Annotated in this window: 19 protein-coding genes; 15 read left to right on the top strand and 4 right to left on the bottom strand. The window is 26.2% G+C overall.

Annotated features, from left to right (window positions below):
- Positions 1-326 precede the first annotated feature (326 nt).
- Positions 327-1,469 carry a pyridoxal-phosphate-dependent aminotransferase family protein gene (locus tag MBBAR_RS00725; protein ID WP_080459378.1) on the bottom strand — a complete coding sequence of 381 codons (1,143 nt, stop codon included), beginning with the start codon at positions 1,467-1,469 and terminating at the stop codon, positions 327-329.
- 455 nt (positions 1,470-1,924) lie between these two features.
- On the opposite strand from MBBAR_RS00725, the gene MBBAR_RS00720 reads away from it, so the two are divergent.
- Together MBBAR_RS00720 and MBBAR_RS00715 are read left to right on the top strand one after the other, a co-directional pair.
- Positions 1,925-2,695 (top strand): 6-hydroxymethylpterin diphosphokinase MptE-like protein, encoded by a 771-nt coding sequence (locus tag MBBAR_RS00720; protein ID WP_080459377.1) that lies wholly within the window; start codon positions 1,925-1,927, stop codon positions 2,693-2,695.
- Between the two features lie 94 nt (positions 2,696-2,789).
- A complete protein-coding gene (locus tag MBBAR_RS00715) occupies positions 2,790-3,908 on the top strand; it encodes an ORC1-type DNA replication protein (protein ID WP_080459376.1) in 1,119 nt (372 codons plus the stop codon).
- A 469-nt stretch (positions 3,909-4,377) separates the two neighbouring features.
- Here MBBAR_RS00715 and MBBAR_RS00710 read toward each other — a convergent pair whose 3' ends face one another.
- Positions 4,378-4,566: a hypothetical protein gene (locus tag MBBAR_RS00710; protein ID WP_080459375.1), complete on the bottom strand. Its 189-nt coding sequence runs from the start codon at positions 4,564-4,566 to the stop codon at positions 4,378-4,380.
- Positions 4,567-4,761: 195 nt separating this feature from the next.
- Between MBBAR_RS00710 and MBBAR_RS00705 the strand changes: the two genes are divergently transcribed.
- The 3 genes from MBBAR_RS00705 (at position 4,762) to mtnP (ending at position 7,963) form a co-directional block, all read left to right on the top strand.
- Positions 4,762-5,232 carry an archease gene (locus MBBAR_RS00705; RefSeq protein WP_080459525.1) on the top strand — a complete coding sequence of 157 codons (471 nt, stop codon included), beginning with the start codon at positions 4,762-4,764 and terminating at the stop codon, positions 5,230-5,232.
- A gap of 419 nt (positions 5,233-5,651) precedes the next feature.
- On the top strand, positions 5,652-7,112 hold the full coding sequence (locus MBBAR_RS00700; RefSeq protein ID WP_080459374.1) for an RtcB family protein: 1,461 nt from the start codon (positions 5,652-5,654) through the stop codon (positions 7,110-7,112).
- A 71-nt stretch (positions 7,113-7,183) separates the two neighbouring features.
- Positions 7,184-7,963 (top strand): S-methyl-5'-thioadenosine phosphorylase, encoded by a 780-nt coding sequence (gene mtnP, locus MBBAR_RS00695; protein ID WP_080459373.1) that lies wholly within the window; start codon positions 7,184-7,186, stop codon positions 7,961-7,963.
- Between the two features lie 20 nt (positions 7,964-7,983).
- Here mtnP and MBBAR_RS00690 read toward each other — a convergent pair whose 3' ends face one another.
- Entirely contained in the window at positions 7,984-8,175 is a 192-nt protein-coding gene (locus MBBAR_RS00690; RefSeq protein WP_080459372.1) for a helix-turn-helix transcriptional regulator, read from the bottom strand.
- Between the two features lie 2 nt (positions 8,176-8,177).
- Entirely contained in the window at positions 8,178-8,474 is a 297-nt protein-coding gene (locus MBBAR_RS00685; protein WP_394334513.1) for a DUF2178 domain-containing protein, read from the bottom strand.
- Positions 8,475-9,175: 701 nt separating this feature from the next.
- On the opposite strand from MBBAR_RS00685, the gene MBBAR_RS00680 reads away from it, so the two are divergent.
- The 10 genes from MBBAR_RS00680 to hisC all read left to right on the top strand — a co-directional run bounded on the left by MBBAR_RS00680 (position 9,176) and on the right by hisC (position 19,527).
- Positions 9,176-9,745: a flavodoxin family protein gene (locus MBBAR_RS00680; RefSeq protein WP_080459370.1), complete on the top strand. Its 570-nt coding sequence runs from the start codon at positions 9,176-9,178 to the stop codon at positions 9,743-9,745.
- A gap of 12 nt (positions 9,746-9,757) precedes the next feature.
- Positions 9,758-10,093, top strand: coding sequence for a NifB/NifX family molybdenum-iron cluster-binding protein (locus MBBAR_RS00675; protein ID WP_080459369.1), 336 nt, complete (start codon positions 9,758-9,760; stop codon positions 10,091-10,093).
- 110 nt (positions 10,094-10,203) lie between these two features.
- On the top strand, positions 10,204-10,653 hold the full coding sequence (locus tag MBBAR_RS00670; protein ID WP_080459368.1) for a flavodoxin family protein: 450 nt from the start codon (positions 10,204-10,206) through the stop codon (positions 10,651-10,653).
- 552 nt (positions 10,654-11,205) lie between these two features.
- Positions 11,206-11,784 (top strand): 30S ribosomal protein S3ae, encoded by a 579-nt coding sequence (locus MBBAR_RS00665; RefSeq protein ID WP_080459367.1) that lies wholly within the window; start codon positions 11,206-11,208, stop codon positions 11,782-11,784.
- A 320-nt stretch (positions 11,785-12,104) separates the two neighbouring features.
- Entirely contained in the window at positions 12,105-12,803 is a 699-nt protein-coding gene (locus tag MBBAR_RS00660) for a TIGR00297 family protein (protein ID WP_249024998.1), read from the top strand.
- A gap of 316 nt (positions 12,804-13,119) precedes the next feature.
- The gene (locus MBBAR_RS00655) at positions 13,120-14,367 is read left to right on the top strand and encodes a 2,3-bisphosphoglycerate-independent phosphoglycerate mutase (RefSeq protein ID WP_080459366.1); all 1,248 of its coding nucleotides are present in this window, start codon (positions 13,120-13,122) and stop codon (positions 14,365-14,367) included.
- A gap of 70 nt (positions 14,368-14,437) precedes the next feature.
- Complete coding sequence (gene glmM, locus MBBAR_RS00650; protein ID WP_080459365.1) at positions 14,438-15,820, top strand: phosphoglucosamine mutase; 1,383 nt, start codon at positions 14,438-14,440, stop codon at positions 15,818-15,820.
- Between the two features lie 235 nt (positions 15,821-16,055).
- A complete protein-coding gene (glmU, locus tag MBBAR_RS00645) occupies positions 16,056-17,333 on the top strand; it encodes a bifunctional sugar-1-phosphate nucleotidylyltransferase/acetyltransferase (RefSeq protein ID WP_080459364.1) in 1,278 nt (425 codons plus the stop codon).
- 285 nt (positions 17,334-17,618) lie between these two features.
- Positions 17,619-18,119 carry a gamma carbonic anhydrase family protein gene (locus tag MBBAR_RS00640; protein WP_080459363.1) on the top strand — a complete coding sequence of 167 codons (501 nt, stop codon included), beginning with the start codon at positions 17,619-17,621 and terminating at the stop codon, positions 18,117-18,119.
- 295 nt (positions 18,120-18,414) lie between these two features.
- Complete coding sequence (hisC, locus tag MBBAR_RS00635; protein WP_080459362.1) at positions 18,415-19,527, top strand: histidinol-phosphate transaminase; 1,113 nt, start codon at positions 18,415-18,417, stop codon at positions 19,525-19,527.
- The last annotated feature ends 9 nt before the right edge of the window (positions 19,528-19,536 follow it).

Raw genomic sequence — 19,536 nt, 5'->3', positions numbered from 1 at the left:
TAATAGTGAAAAGAATACTACAAATATTACAAACAATATTAAAAGTATTATTAAGATAGTATTAAAATTAAGATTAAAACTAGTATTAAAACTAGTATTAAAAGTAATATTAAAAGTAATATAAAAATTATTATTAAAAATAAAATTAAAAAATTTAAAAAAAAGTATTAGAAAATACAACTAATATAACAACTAATATAAATATTATTATAGAATATTATTATAAAATATTATATTATAAAATATTATTATAAATTTTATTATTAATATTATTATTAATATTATTATTTAATAGCTGTATTATAACATATAATATATAAAATGAATCATAAGTATGATTTATTAACTGCAGCTACTCCTGCACCCATGTCAATATCGAATCCAAGACCTTTTAAAGTCATTCCAAGTGCAGAAAATGTAATAGCTAGTTCTTTATAGGATATGTTACCCATATGTCCAATTCTAAATATATTTCCTTTTAAATGGTCTTGTCCACCAGCTAATTCTACTTTATATTTATTTCGCATTGTTCCTCTTAATTCTGCGTCAGTAACGTTTTCTGGCATTTTAACTGCGGTAACAGTTGTAGATGAAACTTTTTCATCAGGGAATATTTCAAGACCAAGAGCTTTAACAGCATTTCTTGAAGCTTCAGCAGCTGTTTCATGCCTAACTACTCTATTTTCTAGGCCTTCTTCTTTAATTATTTTTAAAGCTTCAAATAAAGCATAAATTAATGAAACTGATGGAGTATATGGAGTTTCAGGAGGTGTTCCAGCACCACTTTTTTTGTATTTTTTCATATCTAAATAATATGTGTTAGAATCGGTATTATCAATAACTTTCCATGCTTCATCATTTAAAGTAATTGCAGCTAATCCTGGAGGAGCAGCTAAACATTTTTGAGATCCTGTTACACAAATATCGATGCCATACTTATCTACATCTACTCTATCTCCTCCAAGAGATGATACAGTATCTACAATGTATAATGCATCGTAATTTTTCATAACCTTTCCAATTTCTTCAATAGGAGCAGCTACACCAGTAGAGGTTTCATTATGAACAACAGTAACTGCTTTAATATATTCATCATTTTCAAGAGCAATTTTCACTTGTTCTGGTGTTACAGCAGTTCCCCATTCAACAGCTAATTCTTGTGCATCTATTCCAAATGAGTTAGCTATTTGCATAAACCTTTGTCCGAATTTACCTCCTACAACATTTAATATTTTTTCTCCAGGTTTTATAGTATTAGCGATAGCTGCTTCCATAGCTGATGTACCTGAACCAGTAAGTAAATAAGATTGATTCTGTGTTTTAAAAACCTCAGACATTAGTTCAGTAGTTTCAGTAAATATCTCTCCAAAAATTGCGCTTCTATGGTTAACAATATTATTAGACATAGCTTTTAGAACTCTTGGTGCTACGCTTGTTGGTCCAGGAAGCATTAATAAAGTATCATCCATTTATTTATTCCTCCAATTGATTATTTGCTATAAGAATGATTATTTATAGTTTAATTATAAAATATCTTAAACTATATTACAAACTTTATTTAATATATATAAAAAGCTTTTCTATTGGGTATAATTATAGTGCTTAATTTATTATATTATTTAATTAAAATGATTAGAATAATTAAAATTCAATGTTTAAATAATAAGATTATATATTATTTTTTTATATTATTTTTTTATATTATTTTTTTTGGATTGATTTTTTAGTTATAAATTATATTTTTTATTATTGTACATTTGTTTTTTCACTTATTTTTTTATTCACTTATTTTTTTATTTGTTTTTATAGTTATATTAATTTATAAGCTTTTTAGTTGATTAAAAATTGAAAATAAGATAATTTTAATTAAAAGCAATATTAATTTCAAAAAACTTATTTAATAGAAAATATATAGTTTTTAATAATGAAATTTGATGAATGGAATATTTGGTATGAGAAAATATTATCGGATTTTGGATTTCCAAAAGAAGAAGATGAAAAAACTGCTGCTATTTTGAATAAACTATTATCTGTAAGAGATTCGATTAAAATTGAAGATTTATTGGATAATTTAGAGCATGAGAATATTACTGTTCATAATTTTCATAAAAGTAAAACAGATATAAGAAATTTCATAGTTTTTGGTGCAGGACCATCATTAAAAAAAGACATAGAAAAAGTTAAAAAGATTTCTAACTTAGAAGACTCTGATGATTATATATTAATTTCTGCCGATGGTGCAACAACAGCTCTTTTAGAAGAAAATATCGTTCCAGATATAATAGTAACTGATTTAGATGGTAAAATTGAAGATTTATTATTGGCAAATGATTTAGGATCTTTGTTTGTTCTTCATGCTCATGGTAATAATTTTGATCAAATACTAAAATACACAAATAAGTTTAATAAGATTTTAGGTACTACTCAGTCTAAACCATTTTCTAATCTTTATAATTTCGGAGGTTTTACTGATGGTGATAGGGCAGTGTTTTTAGCTATTGCTTTAAATGCCGAGAAGATTATTCTTGCTGGAATGGACTTTGGAAAAATTATAACCAAATATTCTAGACCTGAAATCAATTTAGAAACTGCTGAAGCTGATGAAATTAAGCAAAAAAAGTTAGTATATGCTGAAAAACTTATTGATTGGATAAAAAATAATAATGATGTTGAAATAATTAATTTAAGTAAATAATTTATTTACTAATCAATTAGATTTAGTAATAGTTTATTTTATTTTAAGATAATTAGAATATACTTTTTTATATAAGTTTATACATACTATTGTTATGGGAATTGAAGATATATTACTTCATGATGAAACAATATTTCAGGATATAAATGCATTTAATCCAGATTATATGCCTGAAAATTATAATTTCAGGGATTCACAAATGGAAGGAATGGCAATGTCTATTCGCCCAGCTTTAAATAAGGGGCGACCTGTTAATACTGTTATACTTGGGTCTTGTGCTACAGGAAAAACAACTGCAATAAAAAAACTTTTTAAGATGGTTGAAAAAAATTCTAATAAGATTTTTTGTTGTTATGTAAATTGTCAATTACATACTACTCGTTTTAGTATATTTTCACAGATACATAAAAAGATTTTTGGACATGCTCCTCCTGAAACAGGAATTCCTGTATCAAGAGTATATGAGAAAATAATGCAACATCTTTCAGATGAAGATAAAGCATTACTGGTAGCTTTTGATGATGTTGATTATTTATTCAAAAATAACATGATTAATAAGATATTTTATGATATATTACGAGCTTATGAAGAATTTCCAGGAGTTAGAACCGGATTGTTTGCAATTTTATCAGAACTTGAATTTAGGTTTGCATTAGATAAAAATGTAAATACAGTTTTCATCCCTCAGGAGATAACGTTTCCTCCTTATACTCGAAGTGAAATACTAAGTATTCTAACTGATAGGGCTAAATTGGGATTTTATCCTGGAGTAATTAGTGATGAAATATTAGAGGAAATTACTGATTATTCTATAGATGGAGGAGATTTGAGAACTGGAATTGATTTATTGAGGATATGTGGAAATATAGCTGAATCCAATGCATCTAAAACAATAGAATTATCTCACCTTGAAGAAGCTAAATCTAAAAGTAATTCTTTAAAATTAGTTGAAACACTAAGATCATTAAATAAATCAGAAAAAGATTTGTTAAAAGTTATTGCAACTAAAGAGGAGCCTTTAAATTCTGGTCCCTTATCTAAGCTGTTTATGGAAGAAACAGGACTTAGCTATGCAACATTTGGAAGAACTTTAGAAAAATTAGAATTTTTGCGGTTGATTGATACAAAATTCACAGGAAAAGGAGTTAGGGGAAATTCTAGACAAATAATACTTAGAGTTAATTCTGATGATGTTAAAAAATGCCTTTTATAATTAAAAATTTTTAAATATTGTATATATCTATTTTTAAGCCATATAATTTAATATATAAATTATATGGTCTTATTAGGATTATTCATTGTTATAATTACTATTTATTATAATATTTTTCATCATGATTACTATTTATTATAATTATTTTTATAATAATTACTTTTTAGCATAATTATTTTTCATCATGATTACTTTTTATACTATTATCATCTGAATTTAAATTATTAATTTTTATACTATCTATAACTTTTAATTACAAATTTAATTATTTCCTAATAGCATAGTTGTAATGCAATTCTTACTATAATTATTAATATAAATATCTATATTAATATTTATAATAAAAAGTCTTGCATGGCTTACTCATTAGCTACTTAGGGTTTGGTAGTATAATTTTTTAAGTTATATATTGGATTTATATAATATTAAAATATATAATATCAATATTAGTTTAATAATGATACTATTTTTAAATTCCAAAAATAACACTAGGATTAGGGGTTGTAGCTATAGATAATATACTGAAAAGTAATACTAGAAAAACAAAGAGTATTACCATGCAAGATTGAAAGTTAATGTTTTTAAAGAATAAAAAATCATTTATATCATTTTTTTTCCTTAAATCATTTCTTATATATTGATTTGTATTTTTTGACATATAATCACTCAAATTTTAACTCAAATTTGTTCATAAATATAATTAGTTAAAAATACATATAAAGAAAATCCGAGAGAGCTTATGAGGAGTAATATTAAAATTATTGAATTTTAATTATGTGTACTTATTTTGATAAAAAAGATTTAAATCAACTTAAATAGCAAAAAATTGACTTTAAAAATTTTCATGATTGATATGATTGAAGAAAATAGAACTAATCAGAAAAATATTCAAAAAAAGTTTGAATTTTTCGATGTTACTGCTGACATTGGTTATTGGGCATATGGGAAAACATTAGAAGAAGCTTTTGAAAATTCTGCTTTAGCAATGTTCAATGTCATTACTAATGTTAAAAAAGTAGATAAAAAAGAAATAAGAGAATTTACCATTGAATCGGAGGATAAAGTTTCTTTATTATATGATTTTTTAGAAGAATTATTATTTATTCATGAAATTAGTCTTCTTCTTTTTTCAAATTTTAGTGTATCTATTGAAAAGAAAAATTCAGGTGATAATAAGTTTTATAAACTTAATGCAATAGCTGAAGGTGAGAAAATAGATTGGAAAGTCCATGAAAGAAGAAGTGAAGTTAAAGCAATAACATTTCACATGATGGAAGTTTCATGTAATGAATTATGTAAAATAAGAGTTATTTTAGATTTATAACTATGGTATTGTTGTATTTAATTAGTATTTATAGTTTTATAGTATTTATAATATTTATTTAATATTTTTATTATTATATATTACTATATATTATTGTTTTTATTATTATTTTCAGTATTATTCTTAGTATTTAGTACTTTAATTAGTATTTTCATTATTTTTATTTTTTATAGTATTTTTAGTAAATTATATAATATCATCAAAACTATATAGTATAATATATAGTACTATAATTTAATGTATTGATATCTAATTTATAAGATTTTTAATTTAGTGTTTAATCGACATTGTTTAATTAAATTTTTTAATTTAATATAATTAATGCTTTAAACTTTATTTTATACAAATTTATACAAATTTACTAAATATTTTTATAATAAAAAATTTATCTTTCTATTTAATTAATACAGTTGATTCTTATGAGTATAAACAAGAATATTAAGGAAAATATTACTGAAGTTCGTCCAAATGTTTGGGAGATTCCTAGTAACTTTAAAAGAGAAATGAAAGTTCCTGGCCGCTTTTATTTAGAAGAAGATGCACTTTCTAGTTTAGAGGAAGGAGCTATTGAACAGATAACTAATGTAGCTTGTCTTCCTGGAATACAAAAGTTTGCTATTGGCCTTCCTGATATTCATTTTGGTTATGGTTTTCCTATTGGTGGAGTTGGAGCTTTCAGTACTCGTACTGGAGTAATTAGTCCTGGTGGAGTTGGTTTTGATATTAATTGTGGTGTCAGAATGGTTAGAACAAATCTGACTGAAAAAGATATCAAACCTAAAATGAAAGAAATTGTTGATAAACTTTTTGTTAATGTTCCCTCTGGTGTTGGAAGTAAGGGAAAAATTAGACTAAAAAACAATGAAATTGACAATGTTTTAGACTTTGGAGCTGAATGGGCTGTTGAAAACGAATATGGTTGGGAAGAAGACCTTAATTTTCTTGAAGAAAATGGTAGGATGTTAGATGCTGATTCATCTAAAGTATCTGAAAAGGCTAAAAAACGTGGAATTCCTCAGCTTGGTTCATTAGGGTCTGGAAATCATTTTTTAGAGGTTCAAAAAATTAATGAAATCTTTAATGAAGAAGTAGCTAAAACTTTTAATCTTGAACCTGGAACAATAACTATTATGGTTCATAGTGGATCTCGTGGATGTGGTCATCAAGTTTGCTCTGACCATCTTCGTGCAATGGATAAGGCATATAAAAAACACAATCTTAATATACCTGACAGACAATTAGCTTGTGCCCCTATAGATTCTATTGAAGCTGAAAATTATTTTAGAGCTATGTCTGCTGCGGCTAACTATGCTTGGGCAAATCGTCAGATGATGGTTCATTGGGTTAGGGAGACTTTTGAAGGAATATTTAATCAGTCTGCTGAAGATATGGAAATGAGTGTTATATATGACGTTGCTCATAATATTGCTAAAAAAGAGGTTCATAATATAAAAAATAGGAATCAAGAGGTTATTGTTCATAGAAAAGGAGCTACTCGTGCTTTTGGTCCAGGTAGGGTTGAAATTCCAAGTGAATATAGAAAAGTGGGACAACCAATTTTAATTCCTGGAACTATGGGAACTGCTTCTTATATTCTTCATGGAACTGATATTGCTATGGAAGAAACTTTTGGGTCTACTGCTCATGGTGCTGGAAGAAAATTAAGTCGTACTGGCGCTAAAAAGAAATTTACTAGTGATGAGATAAAAGCTGATCTTAAAAGTAAAGGTATTCATGTAAGAGCTAATTCAGACCCAGTTCTTGCTGAAGAAGCACCTGCAGCTTATAAAGATGTTGATCAGGTTGTTAGAACATCTGATAGCACTGGAATAGCTAAAATTGTAGCTAAAGTTGTACCATTAGCTGTTACTAAAGGTTAATCTTTTCTTTTTTATTTTTATTATCTATATTTGTTCTTTATTTTTATTTTTTTTTAATGTTTGGTGTATTTATGATAGGTATTATTGGTGGTAGTGGTGTTTATGACATTACAAAAGAGGTTGATAATGTTGAGAAGAAAATAGTTCTGACTCCTTATGGTGAGTCTGCAGAAATTTCTCTTTTTAAAATTGGGGAAAATGATGTAGCATTTATGCCAAGACACTCTGGAGATCACAGTTCACCTCCTCATAAAATTAATTATCGTGCAAATATTTGGGGGCTTCATAGCTTAGGTGTTAAACAAATCATAGCTACAAATGCAGTAGGCTCTTTAGATGAAAAAATTCATCCGGGTTCATTAGTGATAGTTGATGACTTTATTGATTTTACTTTTAGAAGGGAAAAAACATTTTATGATGATACGGTTGTTCATATTGATGTTACAGAACCTTATTGTAATAGGCTGAGGTCTCAAATTATAGCTAATAAATCTGTTGTTACTGATGGTGACTTTGTAGAAGGAGGAGTTTATGTTTGTAATGAAGGTCCACGATTTGAAAGTCCTGCTGAGGTAAAAATGCTTCAAACCTTAGGTGGAAATGTTGTAGGTATGACTGGTCTTCCTGAAGCAGTATTAGCTAGAGAAAAAGAAATATGTTATGCTAGTATTTGCCTTGTTTCTAATTATGGGGCATCTATTTCTCCAAATAAGTTAACAATGGATGAAGTTTTTGAAATAATGGAAGTTAAAGGACAAGAACTTATTAATCTTATTTATAAAACGGTTGAATCAATGAATAGAGAATATGATTGTCATTGTTCATCTGCTTTAGATGGTGCTGGAGTTTAATCCTTTGGTTTATAAACATGTTATTTATCTATGAATATTTCTTCTACAGAAACTTTAAAGAATTTGGCTATTTTAAATGCTAGTTTTAGTGATGGATCATATTTATCTTTTTCAATAGCTAAAATTGTTTGTCTTGATACTTGTAGCTGTTTAGCTAATTCTTCCTGAGTAGTGTCATGTATCGCTCTGAATTCTTTTATTCTATTTTTCATTTTTACTCACTATATTTTCGTTTAAAATAGATTCTACTTATTAAAAATATTATAATTCCTATAATTGCTGTAAAAAAGAATGCATATGACATTGGAGTATATTGTGGGTATATGTTTCTGAGAGTAAAAATAGCTATTGCTGCATATATAATTATCCCCATCACTGATCCAAAAGCTGGAAGTGAAGCTCTTTCATCAATATATTGTGTTCTTTCATCTTCGATTATTTCTCCATTTCTGCTTTTAAAGAATTTATCTAGTTCTTTATAATATCTAATTGTCGGTATAAGAGTTATCATTAACACAATCATGGATATTATAAATAAATTGAAATTTGCAAATATAATTCCTAAAACCCAGAGTAGTGTTACTAAACTTGATAATAAAATAGTTATTATTACTTTTAGTTTTGTTTTCATATTTTCACTCTTAATATATTCTTTCTTTATTCTTTTCTTAAGGTATTTTTTCTTAAATTAATTCTTTTCTTAGGATTATTCTTTTCTTAAATTATTTTTTAAAAATATTCTTTTATTTATTAAAACTTTTTAAGATACTTTTTAATTTAAATTTTTTATTAAATGATTAATGAATTTTTTGTTAAGCTTATTAAACATTTTGTAAATAGTTTTTTACATTTTGTTAAAAGTATTATACATTTACGTATTTATACTTTTCTATTTTTAATATTTTAATAATTTTTAATTTTATTTTTTAATTATTAGAAACTATTTTTTAAACTATTTTTAAAATCATTTTTTAAAATTATTTTCAATTACTTTTTAAATACTATTTTCAAGTACTATTTTTAAATACTATTTCTAGTACTATTTTTAATTTAATGATAATAATAAATGAATAAAATTTAATTAAAATAAAAAATATACATATATTTGTGTATTATAATTAATCTATTTACAATTTTTAGTAAAGTATTTAAAATTGTTTAATATTTGAAATATCAAAATATCAAATATTTGAATTAGATGGAGTGTTAGAGATGGCAGATGTAATTTTATTAAGTGGAAGTCCTAGGAAAAATAGTAATACTGTTGAAGTTTTAGAAGTATGTGCTGATGAAATAGAAAAAAATGGATTAAGTACTGAGATTTTAAATCTTCGTGGAATGCAAATTCAGTCTTGTATAGCTTGTAATAAGTGTATAGAAGAGGGAAATTGTGTTTTAAAAGACGGACTTGATGAAATCATTGAAAAAATAAGAAAAGCTGATGGATTTATCCCTGCAGCACCTGTTTATTTTGGGACAGCTAGAGGGGATATAATGGCGGCTCTTCAAAGAATTGGAAAAGTTTCTCGTGGAACCGATCAATTTCTTTCATGGATGGTTGGTGGTCCAATAGCTGTAGCTAGAAGAGGTGGTCAGACTTTAACACTTCAAGAAATGGCAATGGTTTTCCCTATAAACAATATGATCATGGTAGGTTCAAATTATTGGAATATGGTTTTTGCACTTGAAGAAGGTACTGCTAGTGAAGATGAAGAAGGTATTGGAACAATAAAATTATTTGCTGAAAATGTTGCTAAATTAATTAATAAAATTAGAGACTAATTGGAGATAATCATGAGAATTGCTGTTGCTTCATCTGATGGAAAAAATGTTGATCTTCATTTTGGAAAAGCTAGTTCTATCTGTATTTTTGATTTTGATGAAGAAGGGAATAATAAAAAATTTATTGAAAAAAGATCTGTTGAATTTAACCCTGGAGAAAAACATCAGTGGATGAAGACTTTGAATGCAATTAAGGATTGTGATGTGGTTATTTGTGTTCAAGCAGGATTTAAGTCAAAGTTTGGAATTGAAGAATCTGGTATAAAACTTGTTGAAGATGACGGTCCTATTGATGAAGCTTTAAATCGTTATATTGATCATTATAATTTTATGAAGACTCCAATATAATAGAATCATATATTATAGGATAATATATTATAGAATAGTATATTATAGGACCATATATTATAAAATCAAGTATAATTAAATCAATTAAATAAATAGGAAAAGGTTGGAATATGAAGTGTATTATTATATATGAATCAATACATCATAATAATACTGAAAAAGTAGCTAAAGTAATTGCAGATGAAATTGGTGCGGAATTAGTAAATGTGAGAGATTTCAATAAGAACTACGAAAATCTGGATGAATATGATTTAGTTGGTGTTGGTTCTGGTATATATTATGGGAAAATTCATAAAAACATTAAAAATTTTATTGATACTACTGAACATATGGATAATCAGAAAAGCTTTATTTTTACTACAAGTGGTAGAACTAAAAGTAGCTTCAATGAGAAGTTTAAAGATTTTTTAAATTCCAGAGGATTTAATGTCATAGCTGATTTTAATTGTAAAGGTTTTGACACTTTTGGCCCACTTAAAATTGTTGGAGGTATAAATAAGGAACATCCTAATGAAGATGATTTGAATAATGCAAAAAAATTTGCAAAGTCTTTAAAATAACTTTTTATTTTTTCCATTTTTTTGATTATTTATAAGTATCTATGATCATTTGGATTTCTTTAATTATTTTTAATTATTTTTAATTATTTAAATTTTTAACTTTTTAATTTTCTAATTTTCCATAATTTTCTAATTTTTTAAAAAACTTTAAATATGATAAATCCAAATGTTATATTAACCTTTAAGGGCGGGTTTTAAAGTATTTTAAAACTTTATTATAAACAATTTTTACTAATATTTGGATTGAGTCCAATATCAGATTTGCGAATTAGCTGATTTTAGAGCTAAGAAGTTAATTCGAGTTAATTTTATTGTTTTTATAGTTATTATAGATAATTTTATGTAACTTTATATAGTTTTATATATTTTTATATACTTTATATACATTTTTATATAAAATATTAGAAAATATTATTTTAATTATATTAGTAATATTAATATGAATTAATATGAGTTCCAATTAGGGTACTCTTTGATTATATATTTCTGTTTCTAAAAATATTAATTTACAGATTAAGGAATTGAATAAAAAATTTATAGGATGTAATATTTATGGCAAAGGCAAAAAGAAGAAGAGCACGTGATACATGGAAAGAAAAATCTTGGTATACAATTAAAACTCCTGTGGCATTTGGAGATAAAGAAATTGGGGAAACTCCTTCTAGAGATCCTGACTTTTTAATAGGTAGGGGTGTAGAAGTCACTATGAGGGAATTGACTGGTGATTTTTCTAAACAATACATAAAATTAAAGTTTGAAGTTGATAATGTAGCTGGAGATATAGCTAATACTAAATTTACTGGTCATAAGGTAACAACTGATTATGTAAGAAGTATGATTAGAAGAGGAACAAGTAGGATTGATACTCATGTTGTTATTAAGACTAAAGACGATCATAAAATGAAACTTCATGTTTTAGCTATAACTACAAGAAGGTCTAAATCTTCCCAACAAAAGTTCATGAGAGAAACAATCACTGGACTTGTTCAAAAATTAGCAAGTGAAAGAAGCTATGAAGATGTAATTGAAACTTCTGTTAATGGAAGAATGGCTTCTGAGATATATCATAGAGCTAAAAAGATTTATCCTCTTAAAAGAGTAGAAATTATTAAAAGTAAAGTATTAGATTAATTATTATATTATTCTAATATTTTTATTATTAATTTTATTTTATTATTAATAGTATTACATTATTATATTATCATTATATTATCATTATATTTTCATTATATTTTCATTATTACTATTTTTATCACTATTTTTATTATTATTTTTATTATTACTACTTTTATTTTTACTTATTTCTGTATTAATCAATTTTTTATCATATTTTGTAATTTTCATAAAAAGTTAATTTATACATATATTTCTATAACTCATTTAATAATTAATTTTTATTAATTCGGCATATTTATATAAATCATATAATAAATTTAATAATGATGATTTTTATGGAAGAGACCTTAATGATAAATTGGGGGTATGTAGTTTTGCTTCTATTAGTGGGAGCTTTCATCTATAATCGAAAGGCTTTAGATTTATGGGGAACTCTTGCTATGGTTATTATGGGTATTATAATAATATTTTCTGCAGGTATCAGCTGGTTACTTCTAATATTAATTTTCTTAATTTTAAGTCTTGTTGCTACAAGACATAGTAAATATTATAAACAGAATTTAGGAATATATGAAGGTAAAAGAACTGCAAAAAATGTTATTTCTAATGGTGTTGTTGCCTTCATAATGGCTGCATTCGGAGGTTATTATCTTCCACTTGTAGGGGGTTTTATAGGAGCTATTGCTACTGCTACTGCTGATACATTAGCAAGTGAGATTGGAATACTTCAAAGACCACGCCTTATAACTACAATGAGAAAAGTTGATCCTGGAACTGATGGTGCGATTTCTGTCCTTGGTACATTGGTGGGGATAATTGGGGCAGCTATAATTGGTATTGCAGCATTTTTTTTAGGTATAATATCTGACCCGTTTCTTTCTTTAAAAATTGCAGTTGTTTCTGGTACTGTCGGTTGTTTTATGGATAGTATACTTGGAGCAGTTTTTGAAAGAAGAAATTTCATAAACAATGAGCATGTTAATCTTTTAGCTACTATAACTGGAGCTTTAGTTGGTATAATTTCAACTTTATGATTAATCAGTATTTATTTTTAATTATTAACTTTCTTTAATAACTAAATTTATTTTATTAAAACTTATATGTTTTAAATTTCAATATATATTACAATTATGATATATTGTAATTATGAGATAGAATTTGAAAAAGAGATAAGATTTAAAAGATAATTGTGATATAAGCAAAATATTAATATTAATATTAAATATTAATATTAATTATAAATATTGGTTATAAATATTAGTTATGGATATTGATTATAGATAGTAATTATAATATTGATTATAAATATTTACTTTAAAAATAGTTTTTTAATAATATATTGTGATTTTTATGAAAGGAATGATTTTAATAATGGATGGACTTGGAGATCGCCCATTAAAAGATTTAAATGGAATGACTCCATTACAAGCAGCTAAAACCCCAAACATGGATAAAATGGCTGAAAAAGGTATTAATGGATTGATGGATTCTATTAAACCTGGTATAATTCCTGGAAGTGATACTGCCCATATTTCAATACTTGGTTATGATCCTTATGAGATTTATACTGGAAGAGGTCCTTTTGAAGCTTCTGGTGTTGGTGTTGATATTTTACCAGGGGATATAGCATTCAGATGTAATTTTTCAACTGCTGATAGTAATAAAATAATCACTGATAGGCGTGCTGGAAGAATAAGGGATGGAACAAAAGATATTATTAATACTCTTAATGGAATGATTATTGAAGGGTATGAAGATGTAAAAATTATTTTTAAAGAGTCGACTGGTCATAGAGCAGTTCTTGTTCTTAGATCTGAAGGTCATGAATCTCTTTCAGATGCAGTTTCAGATGCAGATCCTAAAAATGAAGGAAAACCTCCAAAAACAGTTTTTCCAACTGATGATACTAAAGAAGCTGTTAGAACCGCAGATATTTTAAATAAAATTGTTGATACGTCTTATGAAATGATTAAAGATCATCCTGTTAACCAAGAAAGAGAAAAAAATGGTGAACCTCCTGCGAATATAATTGTACCTAGAGGTGCTGGTGCAGTACCTGAGGTTGAATCTATAAATGAAAAATATAATCTTAATTCTCTATGTATTGCAGAAACTGGACTTATTATGGGTATAGGAAGGTTTGCGGGTATGGATATTATTGAAGTTGAGGGGGCCACTGGTGGAACAGATACTAACCTTGATAATATTATTGATGAGATTGTTAAACATGCAACTGGTAATGAATATAATTTTTTACTTATAAATATTGATGGGGCAGATGAAGCTGGTCATGATGGTAGTTTTGAAGAGAAATTGGAATTTATAGAGAAAGTTGATAAGATTGTTATAAAGAAATTATTAGAAATTGAAGATTGTTATATAATATTGACTGCAGATCATTCAACTCCAATTTCTAGGATGGATCATACTGCAGATCCAGTTCCAATAATTATTAATGGTCCTGAAGTCAGAATTGATAATGTAAAAGAATTTAATGAAATAGAAGCTCATAAAGGAGGACTTTGCAGAATACGTGGTTCTGATGTTATGGACATTTTAATGGATTTAATGAATAATTCTTCTAAATTTGGAGCTTAATCTTTAATTATTTTAATCTTGCTTAGCTTAATCTTAATTATATTAATCTTAATTATATTGGAGTAATAAAATGCCTGTTAATACTAATAATAAAAAGCTTTTTGGAACTTCTGGAATAAGGGGAAAAATTGGTGAAGAAGTTACATCAAACCTTGCCTTGAATGTTGCAAAAGCATTAGCCACTTATTTAGGGGGGACTGGAAATGTTGTTTTGGGTTATGATACAAGAACAACTAATAAAATGCTTGACAATGCAATTACTGCGGGATTGCTTGAATCAGGAGTCAATGTTTTAAAAATAGGTATGGTTCCAACACCTCTTGTAGGTTATGCTGTTAAAACTTTAAATGCTGATGCAGGAATAATGATTACAGCATCTCATAATCCTTCACAATATAATGGTATTAAGATATGGAATAGTAATGGAATGGCATATACTCCTTCTCAAGAAAGAGAAATAGAAAATATATATTATTCAAAAGAATTTGAAGAAGCTGGCTGGGACAATATTGGAACGATTTATCATGATAAAGAAATTAAACAAAAATATATTAACAATCTTTTGAGCATTGTTGATATTAAACCAGGATTAAAAGTAGTGATTGACTGTGCTTCAGGTGCAGGTTCTGAATTATCTCCATTGATATTTAGAATGGCAGGATGTGAAGTTATTACTCTAAATTCTCAAGTTGATGGATTTTTCCCTGGCAGAAATCCTGAACCAAATGAGGCGAATTTAGGGGACTTAATGAAGATTGTTATAGCTACTGGGGCTGATTTAGGGATAGCTCATGATGGTGATGCTGATAGAATGATTGCAATAGATGGAAATGGTAGAGTTGGAGATTTTGATAAGTTATTAGCAATAATATCAGGATATATGGCTGAAAAATATGGGGAAAATGATTTAAAGGTTATTACTACTGTTGATGCGGGTATATGTCTCGATGAATCTTTAGATCATGTTAATGGTAAGATCATTAGGACAAAAGTCGGTGATGTGAATGTAGCCGAGTCTATAATTGAAGAAAATGCTATATTTGGTGGGGAACCTTCTGGAACATGGTTGCATCCTGATTTTTGTATGTGTCCTGATGGTATTCTTTCAGGTCTTAGGATGGCAGAAATTGTATCAAAAAAAGGTTCTCTTTCTAAACTTTTAGATAATATTCCAAATTATTCAAACATTAGGGAAAAAATAAACTGTTCTAAAGAAGATAAGCTTAAAGTAATGGAAAATATGGAAAAATTACTAATAAAATCTTTTGATGATGTTATTGATGTTAATACAATTGATGGAGTTAGATTAACATTTTCAGATGATAGTTGGGTTTTAGTTAGACCTTCTGGAACAGAAGATTATATTAGAGTGACTTTAGAGGCTAAAACCATTGAAAATGCAAATTTAATAAGAGATATTTCGGTTAAAATAATTAAAGATAATTTGAATTAGTTATTTAATTGTTATTTATCTAATTATTACTTATTTAATTATTAGGTAGATAATTATTAATTATCTTATTAATATTTAATAATTATAAAAAAATTATTATTTTATTAATTATAGAATATAAAATAAGAATTATAAAAATAATAATTGTAAGATAATTATTTGTATTATATCATTATTTACTTTATCATTATTTAATTTATTATTATTTACTTTATAAATATATAGAGGGGATTTTTTGAAAGCTATAATTTTAAGCGCAGGGGAAGGAACAAGAATGAGGCCTTTAACACTTACTAAGCCGAAGACAATGCTTCCAGTAGCAGGTAAACCTATTATACAATATAATATTGAGTCTTTAAGAGATAGTGGGGTTACTGATATTCTTTTAATTGTAAATTATAAGGAAGATATGGTTAGAAATTATTTTAAGGATGGAAAAGACCTTGGAGTCAATATAACTTATAAAAAACAAGAAAAATTATCTGGAACTGCTAATGCTATTGGGTATGGTGAAGATTTTGTTGATGATGAATTTATAGTTTTAAATGGGGATATAATACTTGACACTGCTCTTTTGATGAATATTATAGATGAATATTATAAAATCAATCCTGATACTTTAATGGTTTTAACAGAAGTTGAAGATCCAACTCTCTTTGGTGTTGTTGAAATTAAAGAAAATATAGTCAATAAAATAATTGAAAAACCAACCATTGATGAAGCACCAAGTAATTATGTCAATACGGGGATTTATATATTTAATAAAGATATATTTGAAAAAATAGCAAAAACAAAAAAGTCTTCAAGGGGAGAGTATGAGATTACTGATTCATTAGCTATGCAAATTGATGATGGTAAGACTATTTGGGGATTTAAATCTAATAAAAAATGGCTTGATGTGGGGCGCCCTTGGGAGCTAATTGAAATTAATGAATATTTTTTAGAAGAAATTACTACTAATATTAAAGGTAAAGTAGAGCCTGGTGCTCATATTCATGGTAATATTCATCTTGGTGAAGGTAGTGTGATTAGATCAGGAGTTTACATAATGGGCTCTGTTTATATCGGAGAAGATTGTGATATTGGTCCAAATTGCTATATTAGAGGAAGTACTTATCTTGGTAATAATGTTAATGTTGGTAATGCTGTTGAGATAAAAAATTCAATAATAATGGATGATACTAATGTTAATCATTTAAGTTATGTTGGTGATTCTGTTATTGGATCTAATTGTAATATAGCTGCTGGTACAAATGTAGCTAACTTAAGATTTGATAATGAAACAGTTAAAACAACAATAAAAGATGAAAAAATTGATAGTGGTAGACGTAAACTTGGTGCAATCTTTGGTGATTCTGTTAAAACTGGAATTAACTCAAGTTTCAGTCCTGGGGTGAAAGTTGGTTGTAATTCTTCTGTTGGTTCTGATGTTTTGCTTTATGAAGATCTTGATTCTGATAAGGTTGTTTTAGTAAAACAAGAACATATAATTACTAATAAAAAAGAGGATTAGTAAAACATGAGAATAATTTCTATTAGTCAATATTTATTTCTTTAATTATTGTTCAATATTATAATAAAGTTCAATATTTATTAAAGTTCAATATTTATAATAAAATATTTTTAAATAATTTATTTTAATTATTACTTTATTCTCACATTATTTGATATATTTAGAATTATAATTAGCATTATACTTAGTATTATATTTATTATTATATTTATTATTATATTTAGAATTATAATTAGTATTATACTTAGCATACTTAATATTATATTTATTACTTATAGTGATAACATGGTTATTAATAATTTAAATGATTTAAAACCAGTATTGCATAAATCTGTGAGAATTTTTGAGGGTTCTCATATTATCGGTGATGTAAAAATAGGTGAAAATTCTTCTGTGTGGTATAATGCAGTTATTAGGGGGGATAGAGGACCTATAATAATAGGTAAATCTACTAATATTCAAGATAATTGTGTTATTCATTGTTCTGATACTTTAACCACTACATTAAAGGATTTTGTTTCAGTAGGTCATGGTGCGATTATCCATGGCTGTGAAATAGGTGAAAATGTTATTATTGGAATGAATGCAACAATTTTAAATGATTCAAAAATTGGTGATGATTCTATTGTTGGTGCAGGGTCTGTTGTAACAGAAGGAAAAGAATTTCCAGAAAAAAGTTTAATTTTAGGCATTCCTGGAAGAGTAGTAAGACAATTAACTTCTGATGAAATAAATAAAATTAAATTAAATGCATTAAATTATGTGAAATTAATGAAAGATTATTAGTTTTATTTTTTAATTTAATTTCGATTTTCTTTAATTTATTAATTTTCTTTAATTTGATTGTTTATATTTTGTTTAAATTTATTCTATTTCAATTAAATATATTTAGATCAATATTTAAATCAATATTTAAATTATTAATATTTAAATTATTATTAATTTAAGATAGTTTTATTTATTTAAGTAGATTTATTAATTAAAATAGCTTTATTAATTAATATATTTTATTAATTAAGATAATTTTATTAATTAAGGTAATTCTATTAATCAATATAATTTTATTAGTTTAGGTAATATTATGAGAGTAAGAAAAATAGTAAATGAATTAGATCCTTATATTCCTGGAAGGTCTCAAGATGAGATAGCTGAAGAATTTGGTTTGAAAAAAGAAGATATAATTAAATTAGGGTCTAATGAAAACCCATGGGGTCCTTCAAAAAAAGCTATTTCTAGTATTGAAAATGAATTAAGTTCTATAAATCGCTATCCTGAATCTGATTTATCTGATTTAAAAAAGGAGATTGCAAGTTATTCGGGAGTTAATAGTTCACAAGTTATTGTTGGTGGAGATGGTGCTGATGAAATTATTGATATCTTAGCAAAAACATTTATAGAAGAAGGAGATGAATTTATTGTTCCTTTACCATCCTATATGTATTATGAATTTTTGTTTAAACCATATGGGGCGATTCCTGTTTATGGAAAGTGGAATTTAGAAGATAATACTCTTGATCTTGATTCTATTATATCTAAAATAAATGAAAAAACAAAAATGATATTTTTATGCTCTCCTAATAATCCTACTGGTGCTTTGGTATCTAGAGAGGATATAATTAATATTTTAGAAATTACTGAAGAAAAAGAAATAGTTTTAGTTATAGATGAAGCCTATTTTGAGTATTCTGAAGTAAATAATGTAGATCTTATAAATAATAATTCAAATGTTTTTATAATGAGGACAATGTCTAAAGTTTTTGGATTAGCTGGTATGAGAGTTGGATATGGCCTTGCAAATTCTGAAATGATAGAATATATGCATAGAATAAAACCAGTATTTTCGCTTACGAAACTTTCTTATTTTGCAGCATTAAATACACTTAAAGATAAAGAATATATTGAAAAATCAATAAAAAAAGGTATTGAAAGTAGAGAATTTTTATTTGAAGAGTTATCTAAAATAAATTCATTAAATGTTCTTCAATCATGTTCTAATTATATTTTAATTGGAATAAAAGAAATTGGAATTACTGCAAAAGATTTATCTCAGAAACTTATGGAAAAGGGCGTAATTGTTAGGGATTGTACTTCATTTAAAGGATTAGATGAATATTGGATTAGGGTTAGCATTGGTACAATAGAAGAAGATAAAAAATTTTTAGAAATTTTTAATAGGATTATTAGTGATATATAATATTTAAAT

The sequence above is a fragment of the Methanobrevibacter arboriphilus JCM 13429 = DSM 1125 genome (assembly GCF_002072215.1).
Lineage (GTDB): Archaea > Methanobacteriota > Methanobacteria > Methanobacteriales > Methanobacteriaceae > Methanobinarius > Methanobinarius arboriphilicus.
Note: the sequence above shows the minus strand (reverse complement) of the source record. Positions and strands in the feature narration are given on the sequence as shown.